This is a genomic window from Planctomycetaceae bacterium (genome assembly GCA_041398825.1).
Classification (GTDB): domain Bacteria; phylum Planctomycetota; class Planctomycetia; order Planctomycetales; family Planctomycetaceae; genus F1-80-MAGs062.
Genome location: JAWKTX010000003.1, coordinates 63,289 through 82,310, shown reverse-complemented (window position 1 = coordinate 82,310; position 19,022 = coordinate 63,289). Strand labels below are relative to the sequence as shown.

Below are 19,022 nucleotides of genomic sequence, written 5' to 3'. Positions count from 1 at the left end.
GTGCAGGGTATGGTGCGCCTATTCGGCCATCCATGTTCGTGTTCCCATTCCAGGTGAAATTGGTGAATGAGCCCCACGAACCCACTTGAAACACTGATCATAAGCTGGCAAGATCACTCACCTGACCTCAGATACGTCGCTTCTCTACACCATGCCTTCTTCTCCTGCCCGAAGCGTCGATTTCCCACGGCACCACACCTTGACCCACACCGAGTCGCTGTTGTTTTACAGTCCTCGCATTCAAGTACAGACGCAGTTTCAGCTAAGACGCGTCGCAGAAATCTGCCAAAGGAAAGTCCCCTCATGGCCAAGGGCAAAAGAATTCCTCGCTTCCGTCGAGGTTCCAAGATCTATCGAGTGGAATGGAACAAACAAAAGCCTTCCGTCGTGGAATACGAAGTCGAGACCGGTTCGGTGCTTTCAATTGTTGTGAAAGACAACAAAGGACGCGAACATATCGTTGTCGGCAAAGAGATGTTGCAGCAGTTCGCAGATACGCCACAAATTGCAGTTGCTGCGGATTTCGAACGAATTTGTACTGACGTCATCAAACACGGCAGGGACACCGTGGGTTGTCTGAAAAGCGTTGTGCAACTCGGCGACCTGATTTGATCCGCAGCTTCCAGCGTCATCTGGCCGTCGGTGATCCTGCCGGATTGCCGATGCCAGGCTCATCGCACGGCATTGATTGTTCGAACCAGAATATCGATGTCGCGATGCAGTCGTCGAAAAAGCGGTACCGCCAGGCCAAACCCCGTCGCACCTCCAACCGTTAGTGCCAGGGTGGAGGCATGATGGCCTTCTGAAAACAGCGTCATCAGCGCCGTGCCAATCATTGGCACCAGCGCTGCGAGCGCGAGAGCCATCCATGACGCCTGCCCAAGCAAGTGCAGGTTGCGTACGTCATCGCGCTGAAACGAATCCCATCGCATCAGTGATGGATAGTAGAAGCGTACGGCGATAACAGAGACGAACAGAAAGGGGTAGGCAGAAGCGATGAGTCCGCAGACTGCTAAAGAAGTCAGGAAGTGACCGTAAATTGAGACGGGCACCTGTCCTCGCATGATATGCAGACAAATCGGGTAGACTGGAGCAGCCACAAGCCACAATGTCAGGGACAAGGCCGTCACCACACGCCCCAGATTCAGACAATCCCTGCGTCGGATTACGAGGGCATCTGTATCGGGTTGTTCTCTTCTGTCGCCCCCAACAATTCGGACGACGGAACGAATCAAACGGACGCCCAGGAAAATCCCCAGTGGAAAAGTCACCGCATTGATCACCGTTTGCAGACGCATAAATGCATCCAGCGATTCGGGAATCTGATCGATAATTTCATCCCGGTTGTAGTGAAAGTTGAAGAAAGCACCCACGCCATTCGGAATGACAGTCGCGAGAATTACGACCAGCACCGGAAACCGGCACGCAAGTTTGCCGACGCCACGACTTGAAAAACTCAACAGCTCCTGTGCTTCCGGATCCATGCACAGCTGCAACTCGCGTTCAACTTCGAGGGCATCGCCCGGTCGTTGTTCGGGTTCAAATGACAGGCATAACTTCAAAACACTCGATAAGCCACGTGTCTCTTCCAGCCCCGGTATTTGGCCCCGAAAAAGTCGAGGGCCGCGTTGCCGCGTTTCAATCATCTCCTTCAACTGCTCAATCGTGCCGCTTTTTGCCTGCGGGTCGATGAAAGGGCGTTCCCCGGTAAGCAGTTCCCACAAGACAACGCCGAGACTGTAAATATCCGACCTGGCATTGACTGCTGTCGCATCGACGTTTGTGCCCGGGTCAACGGCTCGCAACTGTTCCGGTGGCATATAAGCCAGACTGCCACCAAAGTGATCGGTGACCGAAACTCCCTCAAGACCCGCTCCGAAACTGATATTAAAGTCAGCCAGTCTGGGAGAGCCCTCTGCAGTCAAAAGGATATTGGCAGGCTTGAGATCACGATGAAGGACTCGTTGCCGATGTGCGTACTCAAGAGCGCTTGCAAGCCTTGCACCAATCCAGCAGACGAGATGGGACCACGACATTTCTTCGATTTGATGACGCAAGTCGGACGCTTCCGGCGACGTTCCTCCCCGATCCATAACGACCTGGTCAATGATGCTGAGAAACAGACGCCCGTTCCATTCTGCCCGGGAATAGTGTCGCATGTTCTGAATGATGTTCTGCAGCGTCCCGCCGGCCACGAACTGCATGTAGAGCAGTCGGAGTTCCTTTTCAGGCATTCTGAGCTGATCGTAGACGCGAACGATGTGTTCGTGATCCAGCTGAGCGAGCGTCATTCCTTCTGCACCACGATCGGCAGATACTTTTAAAGCCACCAGACGCTGCATCGATCTTTGTCGAGCGTAGAACACCTTTGCAAAGGCGCCAGCTCCAAGTTCCAGCAGCAGTTCAAAATCACCGATCTGTTGCCCCGGGTAAACTGTCTTCCAGGCCCCGCCTTCCAGGCGATCCTGAAGAGACTTTGCGAGAGACGGCGTCACTGCGAGAACAGACAGTAACCGGCTGCGTTGGGACGGAAATCGTTCGCAGATTTCATCCGCTGTCACTTTGTCGCCATGGCTGCGGCGGACGTGATATTCCTCAAAAATCAGTTCGTCGGGAATCTCCGTCAGTTCCGGAAAATCATCGGCGTAATCTTCCACCAGACGTCGCAATCCGGCCGCCCAGCGATTCTCCAGATCCAGCTTCACAAGTTCTATGAGAGCCGGGTACTGATAATCATTCGGCACGAGTTCGATATAGTCTCGAACATCCGGGATCTGACCTTCATCCCAGGCCTGCTGGAACGACTCGATGCAAACAGCGATGGCATCCCACTGTGCATCGCGCACAGTCTCGTCGCTTTCACCAGCCTTTGAGGATTGTCGATCGTGATCCGTCACCGACACATCCAGTGTTCTGCGAGCAACAATTACTGATTGCTCTGAGAAACCTGTGACTCAGGCTTGGGAAGTTGCGTAGCGGCACCAGCCAGTTCCTGTACACGCCGCTCACGCTCATTTTCGGCAGAATAGATCTGGCGACGCAGTTCATCAACCGCCAGCATCGTTGCATTGCGTTCTTCTTCAAGGTCTTCGAGGGCCTGGACCAACCCGACTGTCAGTTCGGGCCGATCGGCAATCGCAGGCTTTGATGGATCGCCCGTCAATTCACCCTTGCGAGCGGCCAGATCGCTTTTCGCACCGTCGAGCAGGGATTTCTGGTTCTGGATGTTGGAATTCGTTGACCGGGCCAGCAGGAGAGTCCGCTGGATCTCCTGAGTCAGTCCCTCAATTGCCAGTCGCTCGCCCGGAGGAACCTGCGAACGAAGCCGGACTCCCTGACTGAAATCCCAGCTGGCCACTTCCTGCTGAGTGACAGGCCAGGTTGGCTCCAGCGTTGCACTTGTTGGCCCGAGACCGCCAGCGGTACCCCGGAATTCCCCAATGTAGCGTGATCCCTGCTGCCCGTCCGGGACAAAGACGTGCACGGTTGGCGGGATGAGGCGTTCCTGACCGTTCTCGGTCACACGTCTTTCCTGAAGCCCATTGTTGGTACCAACACCGGTCACAGCCAGATTGATCCCGGATTTTTGTACCTGCCCCACCTGACCGCCTGGCGGGATCACCCATTCGTAGCCCCAGCCGAGTTTCACGCGAGAGAGTTCTGATTCTGCGGTTGCCAGTTCCACCTGCGCCTTGTTCGCAGCTTCGGCAGCCTTTTCCGACGCCGACTTCGCGGCCGTCAACTGCACCGCAATCTCATTGGAACGCTTCCCCAGTTTGGCTCCCAGTGCGAGCACAAATCCGAGGCCTACGATGTTCAGGAATGCAACGAGTCGGCGTAGGTTGATCATCAAAGTCACTCCGACAGCCCTGTTGGGTCAGGGACAGGTCGATCTAAGAACATGAATTGGGCGCAAAGTCCTAAAGGAACTGATCGGCGGAGAGTTGGGGCTGACTTCGGAACCAGGTTCGGGCAAATGATAACCCTGAGAACTTGGCTGAAGCGAACCTGCCGCTTTCGCCACAGTCTACTGCACCGTTTAAGTCGCCGCATCTCTCCAAAACCCGCCAGTCATGCTAAAAGGGTGAATTTGGCACCGTCAAGGAGATTTACAGCCCCTACGACCGTTAAAGGCAAATGATCACTCCTGATCGGTCCTTGTCACCTGTTTTCGCCCGACTGCTTGCCGAACGAGTAGAAGTTTGCCACGATGGTGGATACTGAAATCTCAGTCGTGCCTTCCCCGCCTCCCTCCACATCCAACTGGAAACTGAGCCCATGCAGGTGCCGTTTCTCCGATTGATCGCCCTCTTTCTGTCGATTATTGCAATTGCAGGACCCCTCGGCTCAACGGACGCATTCGCGGACGACGTCGCGGCATTGGCAACCGTTGAGGTCAATCTGGACGACGCGAAACCAGAAAAAGGAGCGGCCGGTCAGGATTCTGCCGTGTCGGGTACGTCGAAAGATCAGATTGTATTTCCACAGGGCATAACCGTCCTGCCCGGCTTATTTACAGGTGGACTTCAGGGCTCGGCCGTTTTGATCGACGACGCCCTTCAGCAGGTCGCTACGATTTCCAGCAGCGTCGATCTGGATTTGGCAGAACAGGCAACGATCAGCGGTTTTTTCGCCAGTCTGCATCCACTTTCAGATCAAACAATGCATGGGTTAATCGCCAAACGTCAGCCGGACGGAAAGAACAAGACGAATTACGGAATCAATTTTCACCCAGGCAATGACGCGTTTCAGGTGTACGTGAATGACGGAACCGGATTCAAGGTGGCCGTGTTCCCATTCAGGGATGTCCTTGGATTTCGACGACGCGTCCACCTTTCCGCCACATTCGCGACACAGGATGCCCCGGGAGCCGATAGTGACTCGGAAAAAGACGACGTCGTCATTCGTTTGTACGTCAATGGAAAGCCAGCAACACCCGTGCGGGTCACCGCTGGATTCGTTGAAGGAACATCGGCGTGGCTTCAGGATGTTCAGTTGTCCAACTGCCGAAGCGATACACCATTGACTGTTGGCGCAAGCTTTGTTGGCGGTGAATACGCAAAAGTCATTTGCGATCAAATCCGCGTTTTTCCCGTCGCGCTGGACGATGCTCAGGCAGCCGGTCTGTTCCGGGAGTCTGCCGGCGCGGAAGCTGGTCCTATCCTGAAAGAGCAATCGGGAGGATCGGCGGCGGTCGTGCCGGCACCAGTAATCACCCGAGCATCTCAATACGGCCTGACCATAGGTCAGAAGAATCGTCTGACGCTGGAGGGCCGCAATTTATTGAACGGCATGTTGCAGTTTGCTCAACGCGACTGGCAGGTCACTTGCGTGGAAGGTGGTAAGGCCAACTCACAGACATTTGATATCGACATTCCTGACACAACGTTGCCTGGTCGATACTCCGCAAGAATTGTGACGGAGCATGGCGTGAGCTCCCCTGTTGTGATTTCGATTGACAGGCTCCCCGAATTCCCGGTGGACTCATTCTCTGCCGAAAAACCTGCGGAAACCCTGCCACTTGCCGTGTCGGGAATGATCTCCGGCACTGAACAAAAGCAGGTTTATCTTTCAGGAAAAGCTGGCCAGCGCATCGTCGCGGAAGTGGAAGCCAGGCGGCTTGGTTCGCGGCTGGATCCGGTCGTTGAGATCAAGACGGCCAACGGAACTCCGCTGGCCGTCCAGTGGCAGAAGCCACAACTGGTCGGAGATACGAGGGCCGTTGCTGAACTTCCCGACGACGGGATCTACTTCGTTGAGGTGCATGATCTTCAGTTCCGTGCGCCCGGCAACAGCGTATTTCGGCTGATACTTGGTGACCTTCAGGATACATCCGGTGTTTATCCTCCTGCCGTTGGACAGGGGGCAGGTTTACGAAGTGTCGGCGAAAATGGTGTGGGCGGCGAGTACAGTATTGTCTCCGGGAGCAACGGTTTTCGTGTCGATGGCTCTTCCCCGCTGACCCCACTTCCAGCGTTGATCACGGCAGAAAGTCAGGAAGTATCTGAACCCATAGAAGGAACATTCGACGAGAAACCGATCGATGCGACCATGACAAAGGCTCCCTTTGAGCCGCTCTTTGTGAATGGGCGAATCGCCAACCCCGGCGAGGTTGATACGTTCATGTTGACAGTGACGAGCGGGCAGGCTCTGCGTTTCGAGGTTCGCGCAAGAGAAATTAACTCATCGCTCAGGCCCTCGCTTGCGATTTATCAGGGCGAACAACGCGTCGCGTTTTCTGATGGCGCGACCGGTACGATCGATCCTTCGCTTGACTACACTGTGCCTAAGGATGTCACTCAGCTTACCGTTCGTATCACGGACTTCACCGAGCGCGGAAACCCAGGTGCTGTTTACAGGTGTATGGTTTGCCGAAAGGATCGTCCCGGATTTGAGTTACTCACAGATGCTCAATCGCTTCGGCTGCCTGCGAACGGTTCGGTCCCGGTTCAGGTTCAGGTCGTTCGGCAGTCACCTTCGTTCAGATACACCGGCCCGATCCGTCTGGCCCCAAGCGGCATGGATGGAGTTTCGATTGTGCCCGAGATCCTGCCAGCCAGTGAAACAAATCAGACATTGTTCGTCACGCTGACGCGCCGGGTCAACGATCCGAACGGGAACGGCCTTTCTGAGGGACTGTCAATCACAGGGTATTCCGAGGGGCCCGGTCCACAGGTATCTGCCATCCTTCGACCAGCATCCGGATTGCCTGGTCAAAGTCAACTGACACAACCTGTGTTTGAGCTTCCAACAACAGCCTCTCCTGAGTTAGCCGCCACATTGCTTGTGGATGGTGTACCACCGATCCTGTTAAGGGGAATTCCTTCTGTTTTGCCAGTGAAACTGCTGCCATTTGGCCCTATGCCTGCCTTTGTTCGTTTTGAAATGCAGACAACGGAATCAGTTCGCCTGAGTAATCCGGCAGACCCGAAGTCCGCCCCGATACCACGGGTGTCTGTTTCCGAGTTTCAGTTTGGCCCCTCATCGCAGGACGTGCATTTGCTCCGGATCGGCGTACCTTCGGAGGTCGCCGATGCCTTCATCAACGCAGTCATCAGTGCGTCCTTTGTTGACCAGCCGCTGCAGGCTTCCGGCGAAAATGTGGCATGGACGGCTCCTGTACGGTTTGCTGTGGATGACGCCGTTGTTGTGCAACCCGACACGACCGTTTTGAAAGCAACAAAGAATTCCAGCGTTACTCTTCGTGGCAGGATCGTTCGACATCCCCAGTTCCAGGCGGCAACTCAGCTTCAGATTGTGGGTCTGCCAAAAGGGTATTCCGCCAGTTCTGCAAACCTGAGCAGCACGGACACAGCGTTTGAGCTGTCAATCACAACGCCGGACAACGCAGCCGTGGGAGAAATACCAAACCTCTCTCTCCACGCTCAATCAGAAGGTGGTGCGAAAATTAGTGCTTCCGTTGGCATTCAGTTGACGATTGAATGACGCGAGCACACCTCAGTCCCCGGGGCAACACCTGTTTTGAGATTGAGTGAACACGGACCAGCGGTTTCCCTGTCCATGCCCGTTTTGAATCTGGTATCGTTCGGAACTCATTGATTTTTTACGAGATCCGAGACAGGACCAGATGATGACGATTGACGTATTTGGTGTTGGAAACGCCCTGGTGGATGTGCAGGCGCAGGTTGATGACGCATGGTTGTTATCAACGGGCTTCGACAAGGGAATCATGACGCTTGTTGATGACGCTTCACAGGCCAGGGTGCTTCAACAGCTTCAGGGGAAACCGCTGAATCGCTGTGCAGGTGGTTCTGCAGCAAATACGATTGTCGGCGTGGCTGATTTTGGAGGCACGGCTGCGTATGCCGGAAAAGTCAGTACGGACGTCATGGGCGAGTTTTTTCTGGAGGATATGCGAAAGCTTGGCGTTCAGGTCGCTGCTCCGCAGGCTGCGAGTGGTCAAACAGGAACCTGCGCGGTTCTGATTTCAGAGGATGCGCAACGCACGATGCTGACAAATCTGGGCGTGTCAGCCACACTTTCCGAATCGGATATCGATGAAGATCAGATTCGGCAGGCCAGGTATGTTTATGTTGAGGGCTACCTGCTAACCGGAGAGTCGACGAAGGCGGCGGCTTACAAGGCAATTAACCTTGCGAAGAAGCATGGGTGCAAAGTGGCTTTCACCGCATCCGATCCGTTTCTCTGTAATTTAGTTCGCGACGAGATCTGGTCTCTGGTTGAAGGCCCTGTCGACCTGTTTTTCTGCAATGAGGAAGAGGCCCGTAGCCTGACGCGTAAAACGGATCCGATTGACTGTGCTGCGGAGCTGCATCGCCACGCAGAAAACGTTGCAATGACACTCGGAGCTAACGGGTCGATCCTGATGCATGACGGTGAGGCGATCGCTATTGAAGGGGTCAGCACAAAGGCCATCGACACGACAGGTGCGGGAGATATGTACGCCGGCGCTCTGCTCTATGGGATTACCAATGGGTTTTCCTGGAAACAGTCCGGACATCTGGCGTCTCACGCAGCCGCCAGAATTGTATCGCAACTGGGGGCTCGAATGGAAAAGAAGTTCACTGCCGTCGAGATTCAGGCCCTGATGTCCTGAAAACCCGACGAATGACCACAGATTTTGCCCACTGACTGACAAGTTCGTTCCAACACTGATGTGCCCTTCTGCGTAAACCAACTCAGAAAGGCACCGAGATGCTGAAGATGTCCGAGCCGGGTGGGGAAACATCCCCGGATGAGATGGCTGAACCTGAAGGCGCAGAAAACCTGCCGTCGGCGAGTGAGGCACGTCTTGTCAATCAGGCGAGGAGTGGTGATCACGAAGCATTCGGAGCACTGGTTCATCGTTACGAACGTCGCGTTTTGAAGGTGATTCGTCGTTTTGTCCCGGATCAGGAACTTGCAGCCGATCTCCAGCAGGAGTCGTTTCTACGTGCCTGGGAAAGACTGGAACAATTTGACCCGTCTCGTCGATTCGGTCCGTGGCTGTTCCGCCTGGCCGTGAATCTGACGTACGACCATCTTCGAAAAGTGAAACGTCGTGGTCGGTGGACCATGTTTTCGGAGGTAGGCGAGGATGGCGCTCCGGATCCGGCTGCTGCCGATCCGCGAACGGATCGGGACCTGGCTCAGGAGGTGCATCTCGTCATGGAGCAACTTCCGGAAACCTATCGGACGGTCCTGGTTCTTCGTGATCTCGAAGGGTTTTGCACATCGGAAGTTGCTGCGATCACCGATCGGAGTGAGGCCACTGTTCGCTGGCGACTGGCTGAAGCCAGAAAGATGTTCAAGGAAGCCTGGGAACGTCGCGAACGGAGCATCGAGGAAGAACAGCTTTCGTAGTGATGCATGACGAGGTTTCACAGAGACGAATTTGTAGTCAGGGAAAATGACATGATTTGCGCTGATGCTCGACACTTGATTCATTTGGATGCTGGCGGTGATCTTCCTCACGACGAAGAGCATGCGCTGGCTGGACACATGGAGAAATGCAGCGAATGCAGGGCGTACAACTCGGGAATGTTGCAGGCGATGTCTGCCTTGCATGTCTTGAGAGATTTTGATCCCGGAACGACTGAATATCGATCAGTGACAGTTCAGGGGGCGGATTCAATCCGGTCTGCTGCTTCTTCTTCAAGGTCAGGTTCTGTGTGGAGTCGGATTTCTGATCGTCTTCCACAGCGAAAACCGCAATTTGTCGTTCGAAAACAATTCAATACTCGTGTGGCCGCCTTGTGCGTTTGCTCCCTTGCTCTGGCTGTCATTTCGATTGTTAGTAACCTGCCTGTGGCGAATATCGGTTCAGACGGATACGCTCATGTTTCGTCTTTGACGCCTCAATACAGTGCTCAGCCCGTCGTCAACGCTCCGCAGGCGATGCCAGTCGCGAATCCACAGCAGGCAAATAGAAATGCTTTTCCCGTGCTGAATCCGGATGGGTCGCTCGCCGGCTACCTGCGTTTTCAGCCCAATGATCTTGTCCCAATGCCTGATATCGCAGGTAAGTCTTCGGACTCATTCTGATCTCCCTGGCATCCGCTGAGACAGGCGTTTCGAGATTCTTTGCGCGTCGCTTCGCTCGCGTGAAAGATCGAGGCCGAGAAGGTCAGGAGGAGCAATCAGAATCGCAGGATGGGAAATCCGGACATGGAGAAGAATATGGACGAGAATCGCCGATGGCGCATTGCGGATTTCTCATCAATTTCGGGAGTCCCGTGTCCATGCGGCACCGCTCGGCGAGCATTCCATGGCGTGCCTGAGTTTCCCGGAACCGTCCACGTCACAGAGATCAGCGAAAACGCCAGGCTGCACTATCATAAGACTTTGACGGAGACTTACTTCTTCCTGGAGTGCCTCCCGGACGCTCAAATGGAACTGGATGGCGAGATCATTCCGGTGCGCCAGGGGCAATGCATCGTCATTCCGCCTGGTGTAAGGCACCGCGCACTTGGTCGCATGAAGGTGCTGATCATCGTGCTGCCGGAGTTTAATCCCGAGGACGAATGGTTCGACTAGTGGTCGCGACGCAGGAAGACATTCATCCGATGCTTTCTTCACTGGAATGCCGCTCATCCGCAAGTGATGAGGCATACTGCGCCCGGTCTGCTATCTTAACTGAGTGTCCTCTGGTTCGCCTGCGATGCGGAATGGCGGGGCATCATCGAGTTCCGTGGTCACCTGGATGACATCCGGAGCGGGCTCCGTGCCGGGCTCCCTGACGATTCCAGCCTGGACAAGCGAAACATAGGAAAGCAGCAGCAACATCCCCAGGGCAACACCGTTTGGAATCGCTTCGTCGCCGAAGAATTTCATCGCAGTTCCGGCTGACTTCTTGAGGCGAACCCGTGAGCCATCCCACTGGACGCTATACATTTCATCCAGCACAAGGTGTGACAAGAAGCCAATTCCGACGCCAATCCCCATCAGAAGTCGGACACGTACGTCATCGCTGTGATAAGCCACAAACGTGAGTTCCGCGGCGATAATCAGGGCCGGTATGCTGTGAAACATCCCTCGATGCACCGTCAGTTTGCCAAGCAGAAAGGCGCCTCCGTACTTTGCGAACGCGTAGGACAACAGGGCGAACAGCATGCATCGATCGTCGCTGACACCAAGAGCGTGAACATTCTGAAGAAGGAGCAGCGGTGCCAGCGCAGCGGTCACACCGGTGAGTTCCTTAACCGGCCGGCCACTTTCTGAGTCCAAATCGGGCAACATCCCGGCGATCCACGTCAGCGCAGCAGCAATCGTCGCCTGCACTGCCGTGTAGCCAAAAAGGAAAACAGCGGCCAGGGAATACGCAATCCCCAGAAGACCACTGACTGTGACATGTTCCCGGTATCCTGCCATACCTCCACAATATCGGCACAACCCGATTTGTCAGCGACTCTTTCGAGTGTTTCGCTGACTGGGAAGCGGGATGGGAACCAATCGGGACCATGACGCAGTGAAATTCCGGCAGAATCTGCCGGCAGGTTTAATCACCGTTGATGAAAACAGAAAATGACGTCTGTCCGGGACAGATGTGACCAATCCAATATCCACTGGGTGGACGGCGTCCGGGAAGTAGCCGTGTGGCAATCAGGTGGAAACCAATGGTCCTGGATGGAGCCAGCCGAGAAGCGTTGCGAAATTGAAATCGGAAGCCAGTGGACGTCCAAACGTTGGGGAACGGATGCGTCTGGTACGATTTGCGGGGAGGTCCTGGAGTAAAGGCCCCCTGGTTTGCGTTAGCTGGTTTGCGTTAAAAAGCTGGAATTTATCTCTTTAAACTGCTTCGGTTTTGGCGGTAACGATGATCGAAAGTTGCGAAATTGCCGCACAGAGATTCTGGAACACTCGGATTTGTCGCGAATTCTGCTTCAATTCTCCTGTCGGAATAGCGTCGCTACAGACTTCGATTCAATGCGGCGTACTGGTTGTTCGGCTTTATTTGGTAGATCAATTGAACTGGATGCATTCCTATGTCGGTTAGTTCCGTGCCCTCATCGACACCTCTCAGCGCTGTACCGGATGTTCGTGGTCGGTTCGGTGAATTTGGTCGTCGTTTCGTTCCCGAAACGCTGATGTACGCGCTGGATGAATTGACCGCGGCATACGAGGCAGCTCGCAATGATCCGGAGTTTCAGCATCAGCTGAACGATCTTCTCCAGAACTATGTGGGCCGCCCCAATCCTCTGTATTTCGCCGAACGGCTCACCGAAAAATGCGGCGGTGCGAAGATTTACTTTAAACGCGAAGACCTGAATCTGACGGGTGCACACAAGATCAACAACACGATCGGGCAGGTGCTGCTGACCAAACGCATGGGAAAAACGCGAGTCATTGCGGAAACTGGCGCCGGACAGCACGGCGTTGCGACTGCGACCGCGTGTGCCCGATTTGGTCTTCCCTGCGTTGTTTACATGGGGGAAGAGGATGTCCGTCGTCAGAAGCTGAATGTTTTTAACATGAGGACGATGGGGGCCGAGGTTCGCCCGGTGACGACCGGTTCACGAACTTTACGCGACGCAATCAATGAAGCCATGCGTGACTGGATGGCTTCAGTTCGTGACACTCATTACATCATTGGAAGTGTGGTGGGACCGCACCCGTTTCCGATGATGGTGCGGGATTTTCAGGCTGTCATTGGTCGGGAAGCCCGCGAACAGTGCCTTCAGAAGACAGGACGATTGCCGGACGAAGTGATCGCGTGCGTGGGTGGTGGTTCGAATTCCGCCGGGATGTTTTACCCATTTGTTGACGATGACAGTGTCGCGCTAACCGGGGTTGAGGCTGGCGGCCGCGGCCCGAATCCGGGTGATCACGCCAGTACGCTCAGCCACGGAAAACCTGGCATTCTGCATGGCAGCTACAGCTATGTGCTGCAGAATGACGACGGTCAGACATCCGACGTTCATTCGATCTCTGCCGGACTCGACTACCCCGGTGTCGGACCGGAGCACAGTTACTGGAAGGATACGGGACGAGTGAATTACGTCGATATTCGGGACGATGAAGCGTTGGCTGCCTTCACAACGATGGCGCGATCCGAGGGTATCCTTCCGGCAATCGAAACATCGCACGCGATTGCCTACGCGATGAAAGCAGCCGCCAACCGCAGCAAAGACGACATCATCGTGGTGTGTCTGAGTGGCCGTGGTGACAAAGACGTCAACGAAGTGGCCCGCCTGACAGGGCAGGAAATGTAGCCTCGGTGCTCGACAAGCATCAGCCACCCCAACGTTCTGCGCCGCCCGTGGTGACGACGCAATGTGCCCCGAAATTGATATCAGCAGGTTAAGGTTCGAATGCAACTCTCCGAAATGTTTGCGAACGATGAGTTTGTGGTCTCGATTGAGATCTTTCCTCCGAAGACGTCTGATGGTGACGTCGCTCTTAAGCGACATCTTCAGACTTTAATGGCTTATCACCCCGCATTCGTTTCCTGCACATATGGAGCAGGTGGTTCAACGCGAGATCGAACTGTCTACTGGTGCCAGCATATACAGAACGAACTGAAAAGCACGGCGATGGCCCACTTCACGTGCGTCGGCTCCACGCGTGAGGAACTGCTTTCCTGGCTGGAAGAAGCGAAGTCAGCAGGTGTTCATAATATTATGGCTTTGCGAGGGGATCCTCCTGAAGGTCAAAAGAACTTCAAGCCAGCGGATGGCGGGCTGGCAAATGCGAATGAGCTGGTCGAACTGATTCGTTCCGCTCATCCGGAATTCGGCATTGGAGTCGCCGGATACCCCGAAAAGCATATTGAAGCTCCATCAATGGAAACAGACCTGCTGAATCTGAAACGCAAAGTTGATGCCGGCGCCGACGCAATTTTCACGCAGCTGTTCTTTGTCAATGACAGCTTTTACCGGTTTCGCGACGCCTGCGGCCAGTTGGGCATGACTCTACCAATCGTCCCGGGAATCATGCCGATCACAGACTTTGCAAGGATCAAACGCATTACGTCGATGTGTGGCACGATTTTCCCCGATGCACTCGCGCAGCGTCTGGAAGCCGTCAAAGACGATAGCGCAGCTCAGTTTGAGATTGGAGTCGAACACGCCGTGAAGCAGTGTGAACAACTTCGAGCGGAGGGTGTTCCCGGAATTCACTTCTACGCGCTCAATAAGTCTGACGCCTGCCAGAAGATTCTGAACGCGTTAAAAGGCTGATGGTCACGCAATACAAGGCTGTAGTTTGGCTGGAGTGGATTCGACATGGATCGATCAGAAGTACAAAAAGTGGCATCGCTTGCCAGGCTGAAACTGTCCGATCAGGAAGCTGAAGAATTCGGCAAACAATTGACGGCAGTTCTGGATTACGTTCGATTGCTGGATGAAGTTGATATCGAAGGTGTCGCCCCGATGCCTCATGCCGTTGAGTTACAGAATGTCTATCGCGACGACGTTCAGAAACCTTCGCTGCCCCGTGAACTCGCCCTTTCGAATTCGCCGCAGACAGACGGTCAATTCTTCATGGTTCCGCGCATCCTTGAAGAAAAGAAATAGATATCGATGACCAATAACTCTCGAAGCACATTGCAGCTGATTGATGCTCTTCAGTCGGGACAGCTAACCTCTCGTCAGTTGACGGAGCAGTGTCTTGAACAGATTGAGCGGCAGAATCCTACTCTGAATGCATTTCTTTCTGTACAGGCAGCCGAAGCGCTGCAGCAAGCGGATGAAATCGATCAGCGAAGGATGGCGGGCCAGCCTGTCGGGTCGTTGCAGGGGCTTCCCATTGCCCTGAAGGACAACATTTGTACGAAAGGCAGACCAACGACCTGCGGTAGCCGAATGCTGCAGAACTTTGTCCCGCCCTATGATGCGAACGTCACCGAACGGATTTTCGCGGCCGACGGCGTGATCGTCGGTAAGCTGAATATGGACGAGTTTGCGATGGGGTCAACCACCGAGACATCGTACGCCGGTTCAGCCAGGAATCCGTGGAAAACAAATCATACGGCTGGTGGTTCGAGCGGCGGTTCTGCTGTCGCCGTTGCCGCGGGAATGGTTCCACTGGCTCTGGGTTCGGACACGGGCGGATCGATTCGCCAGCCCGCCGGGTTCTGTGGTGTTGTCGGCATGAAGCCGACTTACGGCAGGGTGTCAAGATATGGGTTGGTGGCCTACGCCAGTTCACTGGATCAGATTGGCCCGCTCGCGAGAGATGCCTACGGCGCCGCGATTCTGTACGACGTAATTGCCAGGCACGATCCGCGGGATGCCACCTCCCTGAATGATTCCGAGTTTCCAGCAAACACGGCCGTTCAGCATATCGAAGATTGTCGCCGGAAATCAGGCCTTCTCACGGGGTTAAGAATCGGTGTGGTCGATGAGCATTTTGGCGATGGACTGTCGGCCGAGGTTCGAGATCGTGTGCAGTCCGCCATCGAGTCGCTAAAGCAGTCAGGGGCGACTGTTCACAACGTCAGCCTGCCCCATTCGAAGTATTCGATTGCAGCCTACTACCTGATTGCGTGCAGTGAGGCATCAAGTAATCTGGCTCGGTATGACGGAATTCATTACGGACACCGGGCTGAAAAGTCAGCCGACATGATCGACCTGTATTGCCAGAGTCGCGGGGAATCCTTTGGAGCCGAAGTCAAACGGCGAATCATGCTGGGGACATTCGCTCTGTCCGCGGGTTATTACGACGCTTACTATTTGAAAGCGCTGAAGGTCCGCCGACGCATCAGTGAAGACTTCATGCGGGCTTTCGCCGAAGTCGATGTCATTGCATCGCCAGTGGCTCCGACTGCAGCCTTCGAACTGGGCACGAATCACGACGATCCACTGGCAATGTATCTGAGCGACATCTACACCATCAGCGCGAATCTTGCCGGAATTCCGGGGATTTCTATCCCCTGTGGCCTGACATCACAAAGGCTGCCCGTTGGCCTTCAGTTGATGACAGCCACACGTCGAGATCCATTGCTGTTTCAGGTGGCCGATCAGTTTCAACAACTGACAGATTGGCATCGCGCGACCCCCGGTCCTTAGAAATTCCAGAAGACGAATCGCGCCGATCGTTGATAACGCGTGGCATCCGCCTAGGATGTCGGAGCAGAAGGTTCTGCCCGTCTTTTATCGAACAGTCATTGACGTCTGTCCGGTTGCGACACTGGATAATGGCCCATTTCAAGAGTAAAGCATCGCATTCCATGGCCAGAAGTGAACAGGTTCGAAGCGTCGTCTCACAAATCATCGATCCTCTGCTTGAGCGATCGCTGGCAGAGTTGCGTTTCATCGGTGATGTTGCTGCGACACCCGAGAAAGTCTCAGTAGCGATCACCCTGCCGACGCCTGCGTATCCTGCGGCAGAGCAACTGAAGACGCTGGTCTCCCAGTCTGTCACACCCCTGCTCGACGAAGGTCAGTCACTCGAAGTTTCCGTATCGTCTTCGGTTCGTGGCAAAGATGCTGGCGGCCGCGTCGGATTGAAGATCCACAACATTATTGCGGTCGGCAGCGGTAAGGGTGGAGTTGGCAAGAGTACTGTTGCGGCGGCTCTGGCCTGCGGACTTCATGCCATGGGCTGCCGCGTGGGCCTGATGGACGCCGATGTCTACGGTCCGAGTATTCCACATATGCTTGGAGCTTCCGGTCGCCCAGCCGCTACGGAATTAATGGACGAGCACGGCAACAAGGCGGTTCGGATGGAGCCAATTGACGTGAATGGGCTCAAGCTGATGTCGATGGGTTTCTTCATCGAACAGGGCCAGTCCGTGGTCTGGCGTGGTCCAATGCTTCACAAAGCGTTGACGCAGTTCCTGAAAGATACCCTCTGGGGAGAACTGGACTATCTGATTATCGATCTGCCTCCCGGCACCGGAGACGTCTCGCTGACATTGTCTCAACAGGTTGGTCTTGCCGGCGCGGTGATCGTCTGCACGCCGCAGCAGGTCGCTCTTCTGGACGCCATCAAAGCTGTGGACATGTATCAAAAAGTCAATGTCCCTGTATTGGGGTTCGTTGAGAATATGTCGGGCGAAGTGTTTGGCCGAGGTGGGGCGAAGAAGGTTGCTGATGAGCTGAAAGTCCCGTTCCTTGGTGAAGTCCCGATGAACGGATGCATTCGTGAATACTGCGACCGTGGCGCAATGATGCAGCTTTTGACAGAAGAAAACCCTTCTCGCCAGGACCTGCTTCAGGTTTGTCAGAACGTTGCCATGCAGGTCGTCAAAGAGCTGGTTCGATCTCCTTCGGGGCCAGTCCTGGAGATACTGTGAGCATCACACTGAACGAAATCTTCGAGGAATTTGCTGACCTCGATCCAATGGATCAGTCGCAGTATCTTCTGGAAATTGGTTTCGACCTGGCTGAGTTTCCGGACGAAGCAAAGACCGAAGAGAATCGGGTCCATGGATGCCAGAGTCAGGTTTGGATGGTTGCGACCAGCGATAGCGATGCAGTTGACGCACCGTTAACCATTCGCGCGGACAGCGATTCTCAGATCGTAAGAGGACTCATCACCATTCTTCTGGCTGCCTATTCCGGCAAGACAGCGCAACAAATCCTGGATTTTGATATTCAGGACGTATTCAAACGCCTGAATATCCAACAGCATATCTCTCCACAACGACGCAACGGATTGCGTGGAATGGTTGAAAGAGTGTTGTCGTTTGCAGCAAGTCGAGCCGGTGGAACACAAAAGGCATCCTCAACTGAAACCGCGGCCAGGGGGAAATCGGCGGAGGTTGTCATCCGCGCCGGCGATCCAGGTTCCCCGGTTGAAAATCACACACCATTCGACGTCGAAGAGATTCGATCCCAGTTTCCTGTCCTGATGCGCCCTCTCCCCGGTGGCCTCACGTCTGCCTATCTGGACAGCGGAGCTTCTGCGCAGAAGCCAGTCTGTGTGATTGAGAAGGAACGTGAAGTTGAGGAGCAATACTTCGCGAATGCGTATCGTGGTCGTTACGCATTCGGCGCGCGGATCGATGATGAACTGGAGGCTTCACGAAGTCGAATTGCATCATTCCTGAATGCTCCGTCCAGCCAGCAAGTTGCCTTTACTGCAGGCACGACGATTGCGCTGAACATGATTGCCTTTGGATGGGGGCGTCGACATGTCAAAGCCGGGGATGAGATTCTGATCTCTCTCATGGAACACCATGCGAACTTCGTTCCATGGCAACAACTGGCACTTCAGACAGGTGCAACCCTTCGATTCATCCCGCTCACCGATGATGGACAGTTCGACCTGACACAACTCGACAGCGTCCTGACGCCACGCACAAAAATTGTTGCTGTCTGCGGTATGTCAAACATGCTGGGTACGGTGAACCCCATTGGTGTCCTGACCGAAAAGGCACACGCGGTCGGGGCAAGAATTGTTGTCGACGCGGCACAAAGCGTTCCGCATCTGCCCACCGACGTTCAGTCGGCCCCAGTCGATTTTCTGGTGTTCAGTGGACATAAGTTGTACGGACCAACCGGGGTCGGGGTTCTCTATGGCAGCCGTGAGGCTCTGGAAGAAACAGATCCTGTCCTTTTCGGCGGGCACATGATCAGTCGTGTCTTCCGCGATCGTTCTGAATGGGCGGAGCCTCCGGCAAGATTTGAGCCCGGAACATTGCCAATCGTTCAGGCGATTGCTTTGGGAGAAGCCATCCGCTGGGTTCAGGACGTTGGACTCAACCAAATCCACAAACATGAACAAGTGCTTCTGGCATCTGCATGGGAGAAACTGCTGCAGGTGGATGGCCTGACTATTTTTGGTCCTCCGCTCAGAGAACGGGGAGGAATCATTTCCTTTCGTATCGAGGGCGTCCACCCGGAAGATCTGGCGGCAATCCTGGACCAGCATGCTGTATTCACACGCCATGGCCACCATTGCACGATGCCTCTGCACGATCATCTGGGAGTCACGGCGACCACGCGTGCAAGTCTCGCAGCGTACAATACCCTGGACGATGTGGAACGACTGGTGTCCGCAGTCAAAGACGCGATTAAGAAATTGCGGCGTTGACTTGGAAGGATTCAGGAACGGCATCCGGATTCGGGTGCATCGGCGAATGGATGGCGTCCGGCCGACACGTTTGGTGGGGGCCA

The 19,022-nt window shown here is 54.7% G+C and carries 15 protein-coding genes; 12 read left to right on the top strand and 3 right to left on the bottom strand.

Going from position 1 to position 19,022, the window contains the following annotated elements:
• Positions 1-303 precede the first annotated feature (303 nt).
• Positions 304-612 (top strand): hypothetical protein, encoded by a 309-nt coding sequence (locus tag R3C20_06780; GenBank protein ID MEZ6040191.1) that lies wholly within the window; start codon positions 304-306, stop codon positions 610-612.
• 59 nt (positions 613-671) lie between these two features.
• Here R3C20_06780 and R3C20_06775 read toward each other — a convergent pair whose 3' ends face one another.
• Together R3C20_06775 and R3C20_06770 are read right to left on the bottom strand one after the other, a co-directional pair.
• On the bottom strand, positions 672-2,897 hold the full coding sequence (locus tag R3C20_06775) for a serine/threonine-protein kinase (protein MEZ6040190.1): 2,226 nt from the start codon (positions 2,895-2,897) through the stop codon (positions 672-674).
• A 29-nt stretch (positions 2,898-2,926) separates the two neighbouring features.
• Positions 2,927-3,850 carry a hypothetical protein gene (locus tag R3C20_06770; protein ID MEZ6040189.1) on the bottom strand — a complete coding sequence of 308 codons (924 nt, stop codon included), beginning with the start codon at positions 3,848-3,850 and terminating at the stop codon, positions 2,927-2,929.
• Positions 3,851-4,278: 428 nt separating this feature from the next.
• Here R3C20_06770 and R3C20_06765 point away from each other — a divergent pair, with 428 nt between their 5' ends.
• The 5 genes from R3C20_06765 (at position 4,279) to R3C20_06745 (ending at position 10,497) form a co-directional block, all read left to right on the top strand.
• Entirely contained in the window at positions 4,279-7,446 is a 3,168-nt protein-coding gene (locus tag R3C20_06765; GenBank protein ID MEZ6040188.1) for a hypothetical protein, read from the top strand.
• Positions 7,447-7,588: 142 nt separating this feature from the next.
• Entirely contained in the window at positions 7,589-8,578 is a 990-nt protein-coding gene (locus R3C20_06760) for an adenosine kinase (protein ID MEZ6040187.1), read from the top strand.
• A gap of 98 nt (positions 8,579-8,676) precedes the next feature.
• The gene (locus R3C20_06755; GenBank protein ID MEZ6040186.1) at positions 8,677-9,324 is read left to right on the top strand and encodes a sigma-70 family RNA polymerase sigma factor; all 648 of its coding nucleotides are present in this window, start codon (positions 8,677-8,679) and stop codon (positions 9,322-9,324) included.
• Between the two features lie 51 nt (positions 9,325-9,375).
• Positions 9,376-10,005 carry a hypothetical protein gene (locus tag R3C20_06750; protein ID MEZ6040185.1) on the top strand — a complete coding sequence of 210 codons (630 nt, stop codon included), beginning with the start codon at positions 9,376-9,378 and terminating at the stop codon, positions 10,003-10,005.
• Positions 10,006-10,128: 123 nt separating this feature from the next.
• The gene (locus R3C20_06745) at positions 10,129-10,497 is read left to right on the top strand and encodes a cupin domain-containing protein (protein MEZ6040184.1); all 369 of its coding nucleotides are present in this window, start codon (positions 10,129-10,131) and stop codon (positions 10,495-10,497) included.
• A 90-nt stretch (positions 10,498-10,587) separates the two neighbouring features.
• Here R3C20_06745 and R3C20_06740 read toward each other — a convergent pair whose 3' ends face one another.
• A complete protein-coding gene (locus tag R3C20_06740) occupies positions 10,588-11,331 on the bottom strand; it encodes a metal-dependent hydrolase (protein ID MEZ6040183.1) in 744 nt (247 codons plus the stop codon).
• A 614-nt stretch (positions 11,332-11,945) separates the two neighbouring features.
• Between R3C20_06740 and trpB the strand changes: the two genes are divergently transcribed.
• The 6 genes from trpB (at position 11,946) to R3C20_06710 (ending at position 18,939) form a co-directional block, all read left to right on the top strand.
• On the top strand, positions 11,946-13,172 hold the full coding sequence (gene trpB, locus R3C20_06735) for a tryptophan synthase subunit beta (GenBank protein ID MEZ6040182.1): 1,227 nt from the start codon (positions 11,946-11,948) through the stop codon (positions 13,170-13,172).
• Positions 13,173-13,271: 99 nt separating this feature from the next.
• Positions 13,272-14,138, top strand: a complete 867-nt coding sequence (metF, locus tag R3C20_06730; GenBank protein MEZ6040181.1) for a methylenetetrahydrofolate reductase [NAD(P)H] — start codon at positions 13,272-13,274, stop codon at positions 14,136-14,138.
• Between the two features lie 45 nt (positions 14,139-14,183).
• Positions 14,184-14,474: an Asp-tRNA(Asn)/Glu-tRNA(Gln) amidotransferase subunit GatC gene (gene gatC, locus R3C20_06725; protein MEZ6040180.1), complete on the top strand. Its 291-nt coding sequence runs from the start codon at positions 14,184-14,186 to the stop codon at positions 14,472-14,474.
• A 6-nt stretch (positions 14,475-14,480) separates the two neighbouring features.
• Positions 14,481-15,968, top strand: coding sequence for an Asp-tRNA(Asn)/Glu-tRNA(Gln) amidotransferase subunit GatA (gene gatA / locus R3C20_06720; GenBank protein MEZ6040179.1), 1,488 nt, complete (start codon positions 14,481-14,483; stop codon positions 15,966-15,968).
• Positions 15,969-16,129: 161 nt separating this feature from the next.
• The gene (locus tag R3C20_06715; protein MEZ6040178.1) at positions 16,130-17,197 is read left to right on the top strand and encodes an Mrp/NBP35 family ATP-binding protein; all 1,068 of its coding nucleotides are present in this window, start codon (positions 16,130-16,132) and stop codon (positions 17,195-17,197) included.
• Positions 17,194-18,939: a SufS family cysteine desulfurase gene (locus R3C20_06710; GenBank protein ID MEZ6040177.1), complete on the top strand. Its 1,746-nt coding sequence runs from the start codon at positions 17,194-17,196 to the stop codon at positions 18,937-18,939. The genes R3C20_06715 and R3C20_06710 overlap by 4 nt, the downstream gene beginning before the upstream one ends.
• The last annotated feature ends 83 nt before the right edge of the window (positions 18,940-19,022 follow it).

Coding starts and splice junctions, on each gene's coding strand:
- R3C20_06745 (MEZ6040184.1), top strand. CDS start 10,129: ATGGAGAAGAATATGGACGAGAATCGCCGATGGCGCATTGCGGATTTC.
- metF (MEZ6040181.1), top strand. CDS start 13,272: ATGCAACTCTCCGAAATGTTTGCGAACGATGAGTTTGTGGTCTCGATT.
- R3C20_06780 (MEZ6040191.1), top strand. CDS start 304: ATGGCCAAGGGCAAAAGAATTCCTCGCTTCCGTCGAGGTTCCAAGATC.
- R3C20_06770 (MEZ6040189.1), bottom strand. CDS start 3,850: ATGATCAACCTACGCCGACTCGTTGCATTCCTGAACATCGTAGGCCTC.
- R3C20_06760 (MEZ6040187.1), top strand. CDS start 7,589: ATGATGACGATTGACGTATTTGGTGTTGGAAACGCCCTGGTGGATGTG.
- R3C20_06755 (MEZ6040186.1), top strand. CDS start 8,677: ATGCTGAAGATGTCCGAGCCGGGTGGGGAAACATCCCCGGATGAGATG.
- R3C20_06740 (MEZ6040183.1), bottom strand. CDS start 11,331: ATGGCAGGATACCGGGAACATGTCACAGTCAGTGGTCTTCTGGGGATT.
- R3C20_06765 (MEZ6040188.1), top strand. CDS start 4,279: ATGCAGGTGCCGTTTCTCCGATTGATCGCCCTCTTTCTGTCGATTATT.
- trpB (MEZ6040182.1), top strand. CDS start 11,946: ATGTCGGTTAGTTCCGTGCCCTCATCGACACCTCTCAGCGCTGTACCG.
- gatA (MEZ6040179.1), top strand. CDS start 14,481: ATGACCAATAACTCTCGAAGCACATTGCAGCTGATTGATGCTCTTCAG.
- gatC (MEZ6040180.1), top strand. CDS start 14,184: ATGGATCGATCAGAAGTACAAAAAGTGGCATCGCTTGCCAGGCTGAAA.
- R3C20_06715 (MEZ6040178.1), top strand. CDS start 16,130: ATGGCCAGAAGTGAACAGGTTCGAAGCGTCGTCTCACAAATCATCGAT.
- R3C20_06750 (MEZ6040185.1), top strand. CDS start 9,376: ATGATTTGCGCTGATGCTCGACACTTGATTCATTTGGATGCTGGCGGT.